This is a genomic window from Brucella sp. LJL56 (assembly GCF_054871705.1).
In genome coordinates, this window is sequence record NZ_JBTXLQ010000002.1 from 310,334 (window position 1) to 326,113 (window position 15,780).

Consider the following 15,780-nt stretch of genomic DNA (forward strand, 5'->3'; position numbering starts at 1 on the left):
CATTGTCAGCTTGAAGGTTCCCTCAAGAATAAAGGCGGATTTGCATTGGGAGGAATATATGCGCACTCAGGTCGCAATCATCGGATCAGGCCCGTCCGGCCTACTCCTCGGCCAGCTTCTGACGAAAGCCGGGATCGACAACGTGGTGCTTGATCGCGTAAACGCGGATTATATTCTGGGCCGTGTACGTGCTGGCGTATTGGAAGAAGGCACCGTCAATCTGATGGATGAAGCTGGAGTATCGGCGCGCCTCTTCGCAGAGGGACTGCCACATGACGGCTTCTCTCTCGCCTTCGACGGACGCGATCACCGTATCGATCTGTACAAGCTTGCCGGCAAACGCGTGACGGTTTATGGCCAGACCGAAATGACGCATGATCTCATGGATGAGCGGCGGAAGTCTAACACAGTCAGCATTTACGAAGCCGCCAACGTAACGCCGCACGATTTCGATACAACATCACCATATGTCACTTACGAAATGGACGGGAAAACTCATCGCATCGATTGCGATTTCATAGCGGGATGCGATGGATATCATGGCATAAGCCGCAAATCCGTGCCGGACAAGGCAATCGACATCTTTGAAAAGACCTACCCCTTCGGTTGGCTGGGGTTACTGGCGGATATTCCACCAGTCGCTCACGAACTGATCTACGCGAACCACGAACGCGGCTTTGCACTGTGCTCCATGCGCTCCCTCACCCGCAGCCGCTATTATATTCAATGTTCGCTTGATGAGAAAATCGAAGACTGGAGCGATCAACGCTTTTACGACGAATTACGCCGACGTCTTCCATCTCATCATTCCGAGGCTATGGTAACCGGAACGTCTTTCGAAAAATCCATCGCGCCTCTACGCTCTTTCGTGGCCGAGCCGATGCGTTTCGGGCGTCTTTTCCTTGTCGGTGATGCCGCTCATATCGTTCCTCCGACTGGCGCAAAAGGACTGAACCTCGCTGCCAGCGACGTGCATTATCTTTACGAAGGACTGAGAGAGTTTTACTTAGATAAATCGACGAATGGTATCGATGCTTATTCCGTCAATGCGCTCTCGCGTATCTGGAAAGCCGAGCGCTTTTCATGGTCAATGACGAAGATGCTGCACCGATTTCCAGATATGGTTCCATTCGATCAGAAAGTACAGGAGGCCGAACTTAACTATTTCTGTACTTCCGAAGCAGCTTCCAGTGCGCTTGCCGAAAATTACGTCGGGCTACCGTTTTGACAAGCGAATACCTTCAATTAAATAATTACTAATATTAATGGTAAGCAACCATTACTATTGTTAATACATTGTACAAATTTGATGCCTTATTTTAGAAATGATGTATAATTCTATTCATCGCGAAACCCCCGGCGTGAAGTTCCGGCCAGAACTTCTCGCTCCTAGCACGGTCAGTCATCTTTTTTCGGGTGACTGACCGTGTTTTTCTATGACTTCAAACCGGCAGCTTCTCGCAATGTCTGGATTAGAATTTGCATCGCGGCTGTCTCCACCATGTCTGTGCGCATAGTTAGCCCTACAGGGCCTGTCGTCTCACTTGTATCAATAGGAAGCGCAACGAGTTTGCCTTCCAATACATCTCTGGCCGCAACGCCTTCTGAAATAATCCACACCGCGTCACTGTCTCGGACAAAAGCACGTCCGAAAGAATCCGATACGGTCTCGATCTGGATAGGCAAGGCACCTATGCCGTTGGTTATTAGCAAGCGCTCTACAAATGGGCGAATGATTGAATTGCGTGTCGGCATCAACACCGGATAGTCGGCCAGATTCTCGAAGACCGCGCGTCCGTCTGTCAAAGGATGCCGAGCCCGCACCAGAAATCGAACCTGCTCCGAATAAAGATGTTCGAATGAAAACCCTGTCATCTTTTCCGGCGCAGCAAGCCGCCCTACAACCAGATCGAGGTCCCCAACCCGCAACTGTTCCAGAAGTACGGCATTCTCTCCCGTAACGATTTTGACCCGGCTGGACGTTCTTTCCGCAAGGAACAGGCTCATAGCTTTCGGCATGATACGGGTTGAGACTGTCGGCAACGCTCCTATGCGAATAGGTGGCCCTGTTCCATCCAACTCCTGCGACACAGAATCCAGTCCCTGCCGCAAGGCCGTCAAAGCTGTCCCTGCGTGGCGAAGGAACACTTCACCAAATCGCGTTATGCGGATGCCGCGACCATCACGCTCTACCACCGGAACGCCTAGTATCTCCTCCAGCTCACGCATCGTTTTGGTCACTGCCGGCTGACTGATGCTCAAAACTTCCGAGGCTTTTACAACGCTCTTCTGTCGCGCAACCTCGACGAACGTATGCAGATGACGAAACTTGATCCTGTTCCCGATCACTTATTAATAACCCTATAGTTATGATTTTGGTCAATAATATCATTTTACTTAACCACTTTAAAGCACGACAGTACGGCACGAGAGGAGAAAGCCGTGCAGTTCACGTCTGTAAATGACATCGTCATTCACTATGATTTTCGACAATCAACGGAAGAAACGCCTGTTCTCGTTTTCATCAATTCGCTCGGAACTGATTTCCGTATATGGGATGAAGTTCGCAAGCGCCTGCGCAGTGACGTATCGACGCTTGTTTATGACAAGCGCGGTCACGGTCTTTCGGATGTCGGAGCCACCCCATACACGATAGAATTGCTTGCCTCCGATCTCATAGCTCTGCTCGACAAACTATCGATAAAGCAGGCGGTCATCTGTGGTCTTTCCGTAGGCGGTCTGATTGCGCAAGGCGTTTATGCAGCGCGCCCCGATCTGGTAGCTGGGCTCGTCCTTTCCAATACCGCACACAAAATCGGCACAGCAGAAATGTGGAATGCGCGTATTGCCGCAATTTTGCAGGACGGTCTTTCAAGCATCCTCGACGCGACGATGCCCCGCTGGTTTACTCTGGACTATCGGCGACCCGATAATCCGGCCTACCGGGCCTATTGCAATATGTTTGTTCGCCAACCGCTCGACGGCTACGCCGCAACATGCGCCGCACTACGGGATGCCGATTTTACCGAAGCGGCTAGTAGAATTCCGGTACCCGTACTTTGCCTCGTCGGTGATCAGGACGGCTCCACACCACCGTCTCTTGTGCGCGAGTTAGCAAATCTCATTCCGGGAGCCGATTTCTCAGAAATTGCAGCTAGCGGCCATATCCCTTGTGTTGAGCAGCCTGATGCCTATGTCGCGCTGTTGCGTAATTTTCTTTCAAACAGATTTGAGCATGGAGAATAACCATGGCTGATAGTGCCGCGCAGTCGGAACGCTATAAGATTGGCATGAATGTGCGCCGTTCGGTTCTGGGCGATACACATGTGGACCGCGCTTCGAACAGTGCAACCGAGCTTGATGCGCCCTTTCAGGAGTTGATAACAGAAGCGGCTTGGGGAACTGTCTGGTCGCGGCCCGGTTGGACCAAGCGCGAGCGTTCCATCATCACGATTGCGCTTCTCGCCGCGCTGGGACAAGACGATGAAGTTGCCATGCATATACGCGCTACTAAAAATACGGGCGCGACGAAGGAGGACATCTGCGAAGCGTTGATGCATGTTGCCATCTATGCGGGAGTCCCGGCATCGAACCACGCATTTAAGATCGCAAAGCAGATTTACGCGCAGATGGAAGTGGAGGAAGCTGAGAAATGAAGAACCGTCTGCCGGAGACAACTCCATTCTTCGCTCGTGATTTGTTCATACATCCGCCGGCCTACACACCGTGGTACAAGACCTCTGTGCTCCGCTCGCCTACTCGCGCGCTGCTTTCGCTGGAAGGCACCAAAAGCGAAATTACTGGCCCGGTATTCGGGCACAATATGCTGCACGAACTGGATAACGACCTCATTGCCAATTATGCGCGCCCCGGCGAAATGCCGATTGGTCCGCGCATTCTGGTGCATGGTCGTGTACTGGACGAAAGCAACCACCCCGTTCCAGGCGCATTACTTGAATTCTGGCAGGCCAATGCTGGCGGACGTTATCGCCACAAGAAGGAAACCTATCTTGCAGCTATCGATCCCAACTTCGGCGGCGTCGGTCGCACGATCACAGATGAGAACGGCTATTACTGGTTCAAGACCATAAAGCCCGGCCCATATCCCTGGCCGAATGGTGTGAACGACTGGCGACCAGCTCACATCCATTTCTCTGTGTTCGGTCATGGCTTTGCACAGCGCCTTATCACCCAGATGTATTTCGAGGGGGACCCGCTGATCTGGATTTGCCCGATCGTCAAAACCATTCCGGATAAATCGGCTGTCGAGCGGCTGGTCGCGCCGTTGGATATGAATGCCAACTTGCCGATGGATATGCTCGCCTACAAATTCGACATCGTGTTGCGCGGGCGCCGTTCGACCTTCTTTGAAAATCGCCCGGAGGGTAACTGATATGGTCCAATCTCTCGGCTATCTGAAGGAAACCGCCTCACAAACCGCTGGCCCCTACGTCCATATCGGACTGACCCCCAACTTTGTCGGCATCAACGGTGTCTTTGAGGAGGATCTGGGCTCCGGTCCTCTTTATAATGAGAAGACCGCTGGCGAGCGCATCACTATCAAGGGCCATGTGATTGATGGCATGGGCGCGCCACTCCGCGATGCGCTTGTCGAAATATGGCAAGCGGATGCGAAAGGCCTCTATAACAGCCCTTCCGAAACTGCGGGGAAGGCCGACCCTGGTTTTCGCGGCTGGGGCCGCTGTCCAAGCCACATGGATACGGGCGAATTTACTTTCGAGACGATCAAGCCTGGCCGCGTTCCTTTAAAGAACGGTCGCCTCATGGCGCCACACGTCACTTTGTGGATCGTGGCTCGCGGCATTAACCTTGGCTTGCAGACGCGGATGTATTTTTCCGACGAAGCCGATGCCAATGCTGATGATCCTATCCTTGCTCGCATCGAACATCGCAGCCGGGTGCAAACCCTGATTGGTCAGCGCGACGGTAACGTCTATCATTTCGACATTCACTTGCAGGGCGAGAAAGAAACTGTCTTTTTCGATATTTGAAGCATGAGCATCTCGGTCTTCGAACATCCATTTCTGGCGCAGCTTTTCGGCGATGACGAAGAGATACTGAGCCTTTTCACGGCGGCAGCCGATATTACCGAAATGCTGCGCTTCGAAGCGGCTCTGGCTGAAGCGCAAGCCGACTTGTGCCTCATACCGGTCGACGCGGGACGGGCAATCAAGCAAGCCGTAGAATTGTTTGAACCCAATCTATCCGACCTAGCAAAAGCGACAGCGCGTGATGGGGTGATCGTTCCTTCTTTGGTGAAGGAACTGCGTAAAGCCGTGGGCAACAATCATGGAGAATACGTCCATTTCGGCGCAACAAGTCAGGATGTCATTGATACAAGCCTGATTTTGCGACTGAAGCGCGCCAGCGCAATTCTCTCCGGTCGAATTCAGCAACTCGCACAATGTTTCAACCAGCTTGACGGAACGTTCGGAACAAATCCGCTGACCGGTTTTACGCGTATGCAGCCCGCTATCCCGATAACCGTATCAGATCGGATCGCAAGCTGGAAAAGCCCACTCCGCGCTTATGAGACAAAACTGAATGCCATCGTTTTTCCTATGCAGTTCGGAGGAGCAGCAGGAACGCTTGAAAAATTCGATGATCAAGCACTGGCACTGCGTGCGCTGCTAGCGGAAAAACTTGGGCTGCACGATTGTCCGCAATGGCACAGCCAACGCGCTTTCATTATTGAGTTCGGCAATCTAGCTTCGCTCGTCACAGGTACTCTTGGAAAATTCGGACAGGATATCGCGCTGATGGCTGAGCTGGGCACGGAACTGTCCTTGACCGGTGGGGGCGGCTCATCCGCCATGCCCCACAAGCAAAATCCGGTATCGGCAGAGATACTCGTCAGCCTTGCTCGTTTCAACGCTACCCAAATGGGTGGTCTGCATCAGACAATGGTGCACGAGCAGGAACGCTCAGGTGCGGCCTGGATGATCGAATGGATGATCCTGCCACAAATCGTGGCGTCGACCGGCAGTGCTCTCAACATAGCATCAACTCTGATGGATAAGATCGTCTGGATCGGAAACGAACAAGCCCCAGACATATAACCATCTGAGTATCGTTTATAAGGAATTTTTCATTTTACATGACCAATTAGATAGGCATGCTGAAATCAGGACATTCCCTGTTGCGACAAGACGGTTACGCACGGGAATGGTGGGCGATAGGGAGGAGAACATGAAGAAAATCGCATTAACCGCGCTTACGGTCTTTTCACTCGCAACATCAGCGGCTTATGCCGATGTGGTGAAGGTCGGTGTCATTGGTCCATTTTCGGGTCCGTTTGCCCTTCAAGGTAAGAACTTCAAGGCTGGTATCGACGCCTATATGACCGAGCACGGTAACAAGATCGGCGATGACACTGTCGAGATCGTTTATCGTGACGTACCTCAAGCCGATCCGGCGCAATCCAAGGCGCTTGCGCAGGAACTCGTGGTCAAAGAAGGCGTGCAATATCTCGCAGGCTTTTACTTCACTCCCGATGCCATGGCGGTTACGCCCATTCTCAAGCAGGGCAATGTGCCGATGGTAGTCATGAATGCCGCCACTTCTTCCATTGTGACGAAGAGCCCGTATGTGGTGCGAACATCGTTCACCACTTGGCAGACGTCGACCCCGATTGCAAAGGTCGCGCTTGATAAAGGTGTCAAGAAAGTCATCTCGGTCGTGAGCGATTACGGTCCAGGCGTGGACGCAGAAAACGCTTTCAAAGCGGCTTTTACAGAAGCAGGCGGCGAAGTAGTTGAAACTATTCGCATGCCGCTCGCCACAAATGATTTCAGCCCGATCATGCAGCGCGTCAAGGACTCCGGCGCGCAAGGCGTTTTTGCTTTTCTGCCATCCGGCCCAACGACGCTTGGCTTTATGAAGTCCTATGTCGACAACGGGTTGAAGGGTTCGGGCATCCAGCTTTTCGCTCCTGGCGATCTGACACAGGAATCTGATCTTCCGGCACTGGGAGAGAATGCACTCGGGGTGCTGACGACATTCCACTACGCAGTCTCGCATGACTCACCCGAGAACAAGAAGTTCGTCGAGGAAGCCCAAAAGGCGATCGGTAATCCTGTAGAATTGTCCTTCCCTTCAGTTGGCGCGTATGATGGCATGCATGTCATCTACAAGATGATCGAAGCAACGGGCGGCAAAAAAGATGCTGAAAAGGCAGTGGAGGCCGTGAAAGGAATGGAGTGGGTTAGTCCCCGCGGCCCCGTATCCATTGACCCCGAAAGCCGCCACGTGACGCAGAACATATATCTGCGCGAAGTCGCAAAGGCTGACGACGGCACCTATTACAACAAGGAAATCGAGACCTTCGAGAAGCAGGGGGATCCTGGGCTAAAAGCCCAATAAACCCGACATTCAAGAGTGAACGCGCCTTGATGCTCGAAATGACACAAGGCGATACACAGCTCGCAAGCAACTGCTTATTTTAACGCTCATCCCGAAGGCCATTTCACACACTTCGGGATGCGCTCTAATAGGACCACTCAATGCAGACTGTGCTCAGCATTGCTGTCGATGCGCTCGCCTATGGCATGGTGCTTTTCGTCATTTCCGTCGGCCTTTCGGTCACCATGGGTTTGATGCGCGTTGTCAATCTCGCTCATGGCGCATTTGCAATGATCGGCGGTTATTTCGCATCCTATGCCGTCCAGCAGCTTGGCCTCAATTATGGCTTTGCAATCATTATCGCGGTCGTCGGTACGATGATAATCGCCATTCCCGTAGAGAGACTGCTCTATCGACGCATTTATGAAGCACCTGAACTGACACAGGTGCTGATGACCATCGGTATCACTTTTTGCATCATCGGTCTCACCAATTATATATTCGGGCCGACACTGAAGACCATTCCTTTGCCCGAAATGTTGCGTGGATCGGTCGATCTCGGATTCCGCGCCATTGCAAAACACCGCATCTTTGCAATCGGATGTGGCTTCGCAGTAGCTCTTGGCCTCTGGTACATCATTGAACGCACTGCTTTCGGCGTGAAACTGCGTGCTGCTGTCGACAATGCCAATATGGCGGCTGCACTCGGCGTGCGAACGGAAATCGTTTACGCTATCAGCTTTGCGCTTGCCATCGGACTTGCAGCTTTCGGCGGCGTTGTCGGTGCCGAACTTCTGCCAGTCGAGCCCTATTATGCTCTCCGCTACATGGTGACATTTCTGGTTGTTGTTTCCGTCGGTGGTGCAGGCTCCATACCGGGTGCGCTGATTGCCTGTCTCTTGCTCGGGGGAATCGACACAACCGGTCGCTATCTGGCACCGGAATATGGCGAGTTCTTCTTTTATCTGGCGGTGATCGTCATTGTGACTCTGTTCCCACGCGGTCTCGCAGGAAGGCTGGCCAGGAAATGACAGACATGACGCACCCGCTTCCCCGTAGCCGTCATTCCTATGCAGGACTCATTGGCATTGCGACCATTATTGCAGCCAGTGTCGTCGGTTGGGTTCTGTTCCCCGACAATCTGGCACTGCTGACACGTATCATTGCCATTGCTCTCCTCGTCTTGTCGCTCGATCTGGTGACGGGCTATTGCGGCATTGCAACCCTCGGTCATGCAGCGCTGTTTGGCGCTGGTGCCTACGGTGCCGGTATCGCCGCCGCCCATTTCGGCATAACCGACCCGATCCTGATGACGCTTATCGGTCTTGTTGCAGGTGCACTTACCGGGCTTGTTTCCGGCATGGTCATCCTGCGCGCTCATGGCCTCGCACAACTTGTTTTATCGATTGCCGTTGTCCATCTGTTCCATGAAGCTGCCAACAAAGCATCAAGCTGGACCGGTGGTAGCGATGGACTAAGCGGCATTTCGCCCGATCCCATTTTCGGCATGTTCGAGTTCGATCTCTACGGACACACTGTCTACGTTTATGCAGTAATCCTACTGCTCGTTTCCTTCATCTTCCTACGCCATGTAGTATGTTCACCCTTCGGCATGCTTTGCCGAGGCGTGAAAGAAGACCCGATCCGCATTCATGCAATGGGCGCTTCGGTTCAATCCATACAGCTTCGGATGTATGTTATTTCGGGGGCTGTAGCCGGTATCGGCGGCGCGCTGAATGCGATTTCCACGCAGGTCGTTGGACTGGATAGTCTCAGCTTCACCATGTCGGCGGAGGCTTTGGTGATGTTGGTTCTCGGCGGCACAGGATCGCTGTTCGGCGGACTAATCGGCACGGTTGTCTTCATGTGGTTCGAAGATCTGGTCTCAGCAGCCAATCCATTCCATTGGCTCACAATGGTCGGTGCTTTGTTGATTGCTGTCGTGCTGTTTGCGCCACGCGGCCTCTACGGAACCCTGGCTTATTATTTCGAAAAGCAGAAAGCGCGCAGCAGATGAGTACGGTTTTCGAAGTAACGAAACTGCGCAAGAATTTCGGTGGTCTGGCGGTCACGAACGACGTCTCGCTCAGTATGGCGAAGGGCGATCGCGTCGCGCTCATTGGTCCCAATGGCGCAGGCAAGACCACCTTCGTCAATCTCGTCACAGGCAACCTCACCGCGACTTCCGGTACAGTGGCATTGGGCGGCGAGAACATCTCCAGGCTGAACGCCGTGCAACGCGTCAGACGCGGACTGGTGCGCTCATTTCAGGTTACCCGCCTCTTCTTTGATATGACGCCCGAAGAGCACGTCGCTCTTGCCGTGCTGCAACGCGAAGGCAAGACGGGGCGCATTCTCGGCAACTATCGCAATATGCCGGAAGTCATGGATGAAGTGTCCGACATTCTCGATGCGCTCGGTCTTCTGCATCTTAGCCACTTGCGGGTAAGCGAAATTGCCTATGGCCAGCAACGGCTTCTGGAGATTGCCCTTGCATTGGCGCTTCGCCCCAAGGTTCTGCTGCTTGATGAACCTGCCGCCGGTGTTCCGCAAAGTGATACGGGCCGTATCGAGGAAGCGCTCGCCCGCTTACCTGCAGATCTGGCAGTACTCATGATCGAGCACGATATGGACCTCGTTTTTCGCTTTGCAAAGCGCGTTGTAGTGCTGGCTGCCGGAACGGTGATTTTTGACGGGCTACCACAAGACGTCGTGCAGGACAAACAAGTCCGCGAAGCCTATCTCGGGAGCTATGCGCAATGAGTGCCGCCTCACTTGAAATTCGCAATCTCTCCTCCGGTTATGGCCCTACCCGCGTCATTGAAGATGTATCGTTCAAAGCCGAACCGGGATCGCGGCTTGCAATTCTTGGTCGCAATGGTGTTGGCAAGACCAGCCTATTTGCCACCATAGCAGGCCAGACGCATCGCTATGGCGGTGAAATTCTGCTGGGAGGGAAGAATATCGCCACGCTGCCATCAGCCGCGCGCGCAATTGCCGGCCTTGGCTATGTGCCGCAAACCCGCGATGTTTTTCCGACCCTCACAGTTGAAGAAAACCTCTTCGTTGGCCTCAAGAACCGGCCAAAGGATGCGCTCAAAGAAGCCTACACTATGTTTCCGCGCCTGAAGGAGCGGTGCCACAATCTTGGCTCACAGCTTTCAGGCGGCGAACAGCAGATGCTTTCCACAGCGCGCAGCATTCTCGGGCAACCAACAGTTCTGCTACTCGATGAACCGCTGGAAGGACTCGCACCTGTCATCTGTGAAGAACTGATGGCCGCATTCTCGATGCTGGCGCAAAAGGGCGACATGACGATCCTGCTTGTCGAACAACGTATCCAGAGCGCCCTCGATTTTGCCGATCATGTCATTATTCTGGAACGTGGGCGTATCGCGTGGTCTGGCACATCGGCAGACCTCGCCGAAAACCAGCAGACTGTAGAAGGCCTGCTGGGTGTCGGTGGCCTGCACTAATCAGTTGCCAACAAATTCGAACTTGTCGACGTCTACGAGGCCGCGATCAGTGATCTTGAGATGCGGGATTACCGGCAAGGCGATGAAAGCCAGTTGCAAGAATGGCTCTTCGAGAATTGAACCCAGTTCTTCGGCAGCATGACGCAGAACACGAAGCTGGTCGCGGACAGTTTCGTATGGTTCCGCACTCATCAATCCTGCGATGGGCAAAGGCATTTCAGCCAAAACCCTGCCATCACGCACCACGACAAAACCACCCTCAATTTCGCCTAACCGGTTTGCAGCAACGGCAATATCTTCGTCAGATGTGCCCACCACGCAGATATTATGACTGTCATGGCTAACAGTCGAAGCGATTGCACCTGCCTTCAACCCAAAACCATGCACAAAGCCGGTCGCGATATTTCCATTTTTGCCGTGACGTTCGACAACAGCAATCTTGACGACATCTTTTTGGAAGTCCGGCTCGACACCATTCGGCCCAACTTTAAGGTCGAATTCGAGGCTTTCCGTTATAATCTTGCCCGGAATGATACCGATTGCACGTGTCTTTCCGCTATTGGAATGAGAGCGGAAACTGGATGCACTGACTTTGGGCGCTTTGACGCTGTTGCGCCCAACAGGCGCAACACTCTTGCGGATGGCAAATAAATCCTCCGAAACCACCCTGCCTGCAGACAATACGATTTCGGCATGACAACCTTCAAGACTATCCACCACAACGAGATCGGCGCGCTGGCCCGGAGCAACCAAGCCGCGGTCGAAAAGGCCGAAAGCGCGTGCTGCAGAAATAGTTGCTGCCCGGTAAATGGCAATCGGCTCAACGCCACCTGCGATTGCCGTACGAATGAGGTAATCCAGATGTCCCTGATCGGCGATATCCAGCGGATTACGGTCATCCGTGCATAGCGCCAGAAACTGTGCATGACGCTCGGTAATAATCGGCATAAGCGCCTTTAGATCTTTGGAAACAGACCCTTCACGCACCAGGACATGCATGCCCTTGCGCATCTTTTCGAGCGCTTCTTCCGCAGTTGTCGCCTCGTGTTCGGTACGAATGCCTGCGGAAATATAGCCATTCAGATCAAAACCGCGCAGAAGCGGCGCATGGCCATCGATGTGCCGCCCTTGAAACGCCTTGAGCTTCGCCATGCATTCAGGGTCTTTCGCCAGAACACCCGGAAAATTCATGAACTCGGCAAGACCGATCACCTTGGGATGATCGGCAAAAGGCAAGAGGTCATCAATCAGAAGTTCGGCGCCAGACGTTTCCATATGGGTCGCCGGCACACAGCTCGAAAGCTGTACGCGGATATCCATGACGGTTTCCAACGCGCTATCGAGGAAGAACTTGATGCCTTCGGCACCCAGCACATTTGCAATCTCGTGCGGATCGCAAATGACTGTTGTCACGCCTTGCGGCAATACACACCGGTCAAATTCGTGCGGTGTAACATGCGAGGATTCAATGTGAAGGTGCGTATCGATAAATCCCGGCACGACGATGCGCCCGGAAATGTCAATTTCGTGCTTGCCCTGATAGTTGCCGAATGTTCCCACAATCCGGTCACCACAGATCGCGACGTCACTCTCGACAAGCTCGCCGGTCACGAGATCAAAGAAACGGCCGCCCTTCAAGACGATGTCAGCGGCTTCCCGACCTACACCCTGATCGATCATCCGTTCCAGCATCACATCACCTCACATTCGGAATCAATTATCGAAAGCTATCACAATGCAAGACGCGGCGGTAAGGTCACCCTTCCGCCGCGCATATAACCCTCGGATATCCAGATTAGAGCGCATCCCGAAAGGTGTGAAACGGTTTTCGGAACAAGATGCGCGATCTAACAAACATATTCAATCATGCGACTGCGGCTTAGGACCAGTTCGACACGATTGTCATCAAGCCTATGCAGACAGACGCGTTTAGTCCACGGGCCATCATACAGCGTGAAGAGCGCACGCCCCTGACCGAGATCTTCCAACGGCATGGCCCGACGTGTCGGTCCTATGCCCATGATGAGATGACCGTCCTTGATATCAAAACTGGCGCCATAGGGCGCTGCCCGCCAATGACCGTCGAGTTCCCTGCATACCGGTTTCGGCGCTACTGGTTTCAACCGGCGAGGCACATATCCAATTTCACCTTCCAGCTCAGTGCCTGTCCAACGAAGTTCAACCGGGGAAGACGGCGACAGGGACGAGAACCGGTCATCGCCGATATCGTAAAGCGTGTCCTCAGAATCAAGCCAGTTGGCGATGCCATTGCGCATTTCCAGCCAGAACGGCCCACTCTCTGTCACATACAGCCCATCTGGGATCGTGCAGTTGGCTTCTGGCAACGGCAAACCGTTGAGAGCAGCCATGCAGTCCCGCGCCATTTTATAAGTATTGGCGTCTTCACGGTTTGAAACAACAATCATGCCGGTCTTCGCGGCAGGATCGAGCAGAAAATAGCTCTTGTAGCCGGGGTGCGAGCCACCGTGTCCGACAAAACGCTTGCCACCCACTTCGTTCCATCGCAGCCCAAGACTGTAACCGGTTACTCGCCCATCAGAAAGATGGCGGCCAGCCGACAGCTCATCGAGCAAGCCTTTGAATACGCCCTCACCATTAACCAGTGCCTGCGCCCATTTGGTCAGCGCCATACCACTGCCAGTCAAGCTGCCAGATGCTGAAATATGCAAGCCAGCGGAACTGAGCTGCCATTTTTCACCGGATTTCCAATAACCGGGAACAAGGCCCGCAACCGGATCATTCCAGACGTCCGGTGCTTCCATGAAAATATCGAGAGGTCCCGCAATGTCCGATTTCACAAAATCATTGAAGCGCACCCCCTTCCGCTCAAGCGCGGCCTCCACCAGACGATAGCCGGTATTGGAATAGGAAATCTCCGAACCCGCGTCGAAATTGAGACGATTGAGAGAGGCAAGATAATCCAGAAGCTGATCGGCGTCCGTCTGCGTATAAACGGACAGTCCCAGAAGCGTCAGGCATTCTCGCGTATCCGGCAGACCACCAGTCATGTCGAGTGCGCGACCAACCGTGACGTTCGCGAGTGGAGGCTGCAGTTCCGGCAGATGATCACCCAGCCGGTCATCCAAGCCGATAACATCACTATGCTTGAGAACCATTGCACAGAATACATGTTTTGTGACCGACGCATAGCGAACGACCGTATTTGCCGTGAACGGCACACCAGTAGACAAGCATTCGAGCCCGCCCGCATAGGCGAATTTCACGCCGTCGGGACCGAAACCGATAATAACGCCGCCCGGCTCATTCTTGGCCCAGCTTCTCGAAAAGACTTTCGCGGCGAGCGATGCCGCGTTCCAGTCTGCATGCGTTGACATGAAAACTCCGTCAGGCAGGTTCTTCCAGATTGACGCTTAGGGCGCGCAATTCTGTGGTATGCGGATGTGTCGTTCGCCCGGTACGCAAATCTTCGGCACTGAGCTGCTCCACCATCTCACCATGTTGCATAACGCCCACCCGTGGGCAGAGATGCGCGATCACTGCGAGATTATGGCTCACGAGCACATAAGTGAGATTCTTTTCTGCGCGCAAGTCTGCGAGAAGATTGAGAATTTCAGCTTGCACCGAGACATCGAGCGCCGATGTCGGTTCGTCCAGCAGCAGAACCTCCGGTTCTGCAATCAGAGCGCGAGCAATCGCTACGCGCTGGCGTTGGCCACCCGAAAGCTGGTGCGGAAAGCGAAACCGTGCAGCTTTGGGCAGCGCGACTTCGTCAAGCACTTTTTCAATACGCTTGTCTATATTCCCAATACCATGGACCAGCAGCAGCTCGCTCAAAATACGGTCGATGGTCTGGCGCGGATGCAGCGATCCGAAAGGATCCTGAAACACCATCTGCACCTGACGGAAAAAGGCAGGCGTACGTCTTTGAGCGACCTCTTTGCCATCAAACACAATACGGCCGCTCCATTGTTCATTGAGGCCAGCCATGGCGCGCAGAATGGTGGATTTGCCGGAGCCGCTTTCGCCAACAATGCCGAAGCTCCCCCCCTTCTCCACATTGAAGGATACACCCTTGACGACTTCACGCTCGCTGAAACTGATGCGGAGTTGATCAATAACTATCATGAGTTTAGCCAGCTTTCTTCACGATTGAGAACCGGCAATCGATCACGGGGATGCATGAGCGATGGAATGCAATTGAGAAGTCCCTTCGTATAGGGATGCTCAGCGCGCACGAGTTCGGAAGCTTTCAACTCCTCCATGACACGGCCCATATACATGACCATAACGCGGTCGCAGAAATGAGACACGAGCGGAAGGTCGTGGCTGATGAGCAGGAGCCCCATGCCACGTTTCGAGACCAGATCATCAATCAGGCGAAGAATTTCAGCCTGCACTGTAGCGTCGAGTGCAGATGTCGGTTCATCGGCAATGAGCAGTTCTGGATCAGGTGCGAGCATCATCGCAATCATGACACGTTGCCCCATACCGCCCGAAACCTCGTGCGGATATAGCTTCGCCACGTCGCGCGGGTTGCGGATCATGACCTGATCAAGAAGATCAACCGCAGCATCCATCGCTTGACGTTTACTACCGCCTTTGTGGGTGCGCCACGCCTCAGCCACCTGCACGCCAATGGCCTTGACCGGATTAAGCGAATACTTGGGATCCTGAAGGATGAAGCCAGCCCGCTTGCCGCGTATCTGACGCATGCCGCGTTCGGTCGCCGACAAAATGTCGATACCATCGAAGGAAAGCTTGTCAGCCCTCACTTCAGCGATTGGCGGCAGCAGTTTCATGAGGGCGCGCGCAGTCAAAGACTTTCCCGAACCGCTTTCGCCGACGATGCCCAGTTTTTCGCGGCCAAGCTGAAGCGAAATCCCGCGAACAGCATCAAAACGGCTGGTGCGCGTTTCGAAGCTGATCTGCAGATTTTTAATATCAACCAGCATCTGTTCTC

At 53.6% G+C, this 15,780-nt stretch carries 16 protein-coding genes; 11 read left to right on the plus strand and 5 right to left on the minus strand.

Annotated features, from left to right (window positions below; translation table 11 throughout):
- Positions 1-58 precede the first annotated feature (58 nt).
- On the plus strand, positions 59-1,228 hold the full coding sequence (pobA, locus tag ACYSN1_RS10065) for a 4-hydroxybenzoate 3-monooxygenase (RefSeq protein WP_461725534.1): 1,170 nt from the start codon (positions 59-61) through the stop codon (positions 1,226-1,228).
- 206 nt (positions 1,229-1,434) lie between these two features.
- On the opposite strand, the gene pcaQ is transcribed toward pobA, so the two are convergent.
- The gene (gene pcaQ, locus ACYSN1_RS10070; RefSeq protein WP_461725535.1) at positions 1,435-2,349 is read right to left on the minus strand and encodes a pca operon transcription factor PcaQ; all 915 of its coding nucleotides are present in this window, start codon (positions 2,347-2,349) and stop codon (positions 1,435-1,437) included.
- 93 nt (positions 2,350-2,442) lie between these two features.
- Between pcaQ and pcaD the strand changes: the two genes are divergently transcribed.
- The 10 genes from pcaD (at position 2,443) to ACYSN1_RS10120 (ending at position 10,838) form a co-directional block, all read left to right on the plus strand.
- Positions 2,443-3,246 (plus strand): 3-oxoadipate enol-lactonase, encoded by an 804-nt coding sequence (gene pcaD / locus ACYSN1_RS10075; protein ID WP_461725536.1) that lies wholly within the window; start codon positions 2,443-2,445, stop codon positions 3,244-3,246.
- A gap of 2 nt (positions 3,247-3,248) precedes the next feature.
- The gene (pcaC, locus tag ACYSN1_RS10080; protein WP_461725537.1) at positions 3,249-3,656 is read left to right on the plus strand and encodes a 4-carboxymuconolactone decarboxylase; all 408 of its coding nucleotides are present in this window, start codon (positions 3,249-3,251) and stop codon (positions 3,654-3,656) included.
- Entirely contained in the window at positions 3,653-4,393 is a 741-nt protein-coding gene (gene pcaH, locus ACYSN1_RS10085) for a protocatechuate 3,4-dioxygenase subunit beta (RefSeq protein WP_461725538.1), read from the plus strand. Before pcaC ends, pcaH begins: the two co-directional genes overlap by 4 nt.
- A 1-nt stretch (position 4,394) precedes the next feature.
- Complete coding sequence (pcaG, locus tag ACYSN1_RS10090; RefSeq protein WP_461725539.1) at positions 4,395-5,012, plus strand: protocatechuate 3,4-dioxygenase subunit alpha; 618 nt, start codon at positions 4,395-4,397, stop codon at positions 5,010-5,012.
- 3 nt (positions 5,013-5,015) lie between these two features.
- The gene (locus tag ACYSN1_RS10095; protein ID WP_461725540.1) at positions 5,016-6,080 is read left to right on the plus strand and encodes a 3-carboxy-cis,cis-muconate cycloisomerase; all 1,065 of its coding nucleotides are present in this window, start codon (positions 5,016-5,018) and stop codon (positions 6,078-6,080) included.
- A 130-nt stretch (positions 6,081-6,210) separates the two neighbouring features.
- Positions 6,211-7,383 carry an ABC transporter substrate-binding protein gene (locus tag ACYSN1_RS10100; protein WP_461725541.1) on the plus strand — a complete coding sequence of 391 codons (1,173 nt, stop codon included), beginning with the start codon at positions 6,211-6,213 and terminating at the stop codon, positions 7,381-7,383.
- A gap of 140 nt (positions 7,384-7,523) precedes the next feature.
- Positions 7,524-8,393 (plus strand): branched-chain amino acid ABC transporter permease, encoded by an 870-nt coding sequence (locus ACYSN1_RS10105; RefSeq protein WP_461725542.1) that lies wholly within the window; start codon positions 7,524-7,526, stop codon positions 8,391-8,393.
- The gene (locus tag ACYSN1_RS10110; RefSeq protein ID WP_461725543.1) at positions 8,390-9,379 is read left to right on the plus strand and encodes a branched-chain amino acid ABC transporter permease; all 990 of its coding nucleotides are present in this window, start codon (positions 8,390-8,392) and stop codon (positions 9,377-9,379) included. Before ACYSN1_RS10105 ends, ACYSN1_RS10110 begins: the two co-directional genes overlap by 4 nt.
- Positions 9,376-10,125 carry an ABC transporter ATP-binding protein gene (locus tag ACYSN1_RS10115; RefSeq protein WP_461725544.1) on the plus strand — a complete coding sequence of 250 codons (750 nt, stop codon included), beginning with the start codon at positions 9,376-9,378 and terminating at the stop codon, positions 10,123-10,125. The genes ACYSN1_RS10110 and ACYSN1_RS10115 overlap by 4 nt, the downstream gene beginning before the upstream one ends.
- Complete coding sequence (locus ACYSN1_RS10120; RefSeq protein ID WP_461725545.1) at positions 10,122-10,838, plus strand: branched-chain amino acid ABC transporter ATP-binding protein; 717 nt, start codon at positions 10,122-10,124, stop codon at positions 10,836-10,838. The genes ACYSN1_RS10115 and ACYSN1_RS10120 overlap by 4 nt, the downstream gene beginning before the upstream one ends.
- On the opposite strand, the gene ade is transcribed toward ACYSN1_RS10120, so the two are convergent.
- From ade to ACYSN1_RS10140, 4 genes are all read right to left on the minus strand, one after another.
- Positions 10,839-12,530, minus strand: a complete 1,692-nt coding sequence (gene ade, locus ACYSN1_RS10125; RefSeq protein WP_461725546.1) for an adenine deaminase — start codon at positions 12,528-12,530, stop codon at positions 10,839-10,841. It abuts the gene before it with no gap.
- 155 nt (positions 12,531-12,685) lie between these two features.
- The gene (locus ACYSN1_RS10130; protein WP_461725547.1) at positions 12,686-14,194 is read right to left on the minus strand and encodes a serine hydrolase domain-containing protein; all 1,509 of its coding nucleotides are present in this window, start codon (positions 14,192-14,194) and stop codon (positions 12,686-12,688) included.
- A gap of 10 nt (positions 14,195-14,204) precedes the next feature.
- Positions 14,205-14,945 (minus strand): ABC transporter ATP-binding protein, encoded by a 741-nt coding sequence (locus ACYSN1_RS10135; RefSeq protein ID WP_461725548.1) that lies wholly within the window; start codon positions 14,943-14,945, stop codon positions 14,205-14,207.
- Complete coding sequence (locus ACYSN1_RS10140) at positions 14,942-15,772, minus strand: ABC transporter ATP-binding protein (protein WP_461725549.1); 831 nt, start codon at positions 15,770-15,772, stop codon at positions 14,942-14,944. Before ACYSN1_RS10140 ends, ACYSN1_RS10135 begins: the two co-directional genes overlap by 4 nt.
- Positions 15,773-15,780 lie beyond the last annotated feature (8 nt).

Bases quoted from the DNA above. Each gene is read 5' to 3' on its own strand.
- ACYSN1_RS10115 (WP_461725544.1), top strand. From the start codon at position 9,376: ATGAGTACGGTTTTCGAAGTAACGAAACTGCGCAAGAATTTCGGTGGT.
- ACYSN1_RS10120 (WP_461725545.1), top strand. From the start codon at position 10,122: ATGAGTGCCGCCTCACTTGAAATTCGCAATCTCTCCTCCGGTTATGGC.
- ACYSN1_RS10110 (WP_461725543.1), top strand. From the start codon at position 8,390: ATGACAGACATGACGCACCCGCTTCCCCGTAGCCGTCATTCCTATGCA.
- ACYSN1_RS10105 (WP_461725542.1), top strand. From the start codon at position 7,524: ATGCAGACTGTGCTCAGCATTGCTGTCGATGCGCTCGCCTATGGCATG.
- pcaH (WP_461725538.1), top strand. From the start codon at position 3,653: ATGAAGAACCGTCTGCCGGAGACAACTCCATTCTTCGCTCGTGATTTG.
- ACYSN1_RS10130 (WP_461725547.1), bottom strand. From the start codon at position 14,194: ATGTCAACGCATGCAGACTGGAACGCGGCATCGCTCGCCGCGAAAGTC.
- pcaG (WP_461725539.1), top strand. From the start codon at position 4,395: ATGGTCCAATCTCTCGGCTATCTGAAGGAAACCGCCTCACAAACCGCT.
- ACYSN1_RS10095 (WP_461725540.1), top strand. From the start codon at position 5,016: ATGAGCATCTCGGTCTTCGAACATCCATTTCTGGCGCAGCTTTTCGGC.
- ACYSN1_RS10100 (WP_461725541.1), top strand. From the start codon at position 6,211: ATGAAGAAAATCGCATTAACCGCGCTTACGGTCTTTTCACTCGCAACA.
- ACYSN1_RS10135 (WP_461725548.1), bottom strand. From the start codon at position 14,945: ATGATAGTTATTGATCAACTCCGCATCAGTTTCAGCGAGCGTGAAGTC.
- pcaC (WP_461725537.1), top strand. From the start codon at position 3,249: ATGGCTGATAGTGCCGCGCAGTCGGAACGCTATAAGATTGGCATGAAT.
- ade (WP_461725546.1), bottom strand. From the start codon at position 12,530: ATGCTGGAACGGATGATCGATCAGGGTGTAGGTCGGGAAGCCGCTGAC.
- ACYSN1_RS10140 (WP_461725549.1), bottom strand. From the start codon at position 15,772: ATGCTGGTTGATATTAAAAATCTGCAGATCAGCTTCGAAACGCGCACC.
- pobA (WP_461725534.1), top strand. From the start codon at position 59: ATGCGCACTCAGGTCGCAATCATCGGATCAGGCCCGTCCGGCCTACTC.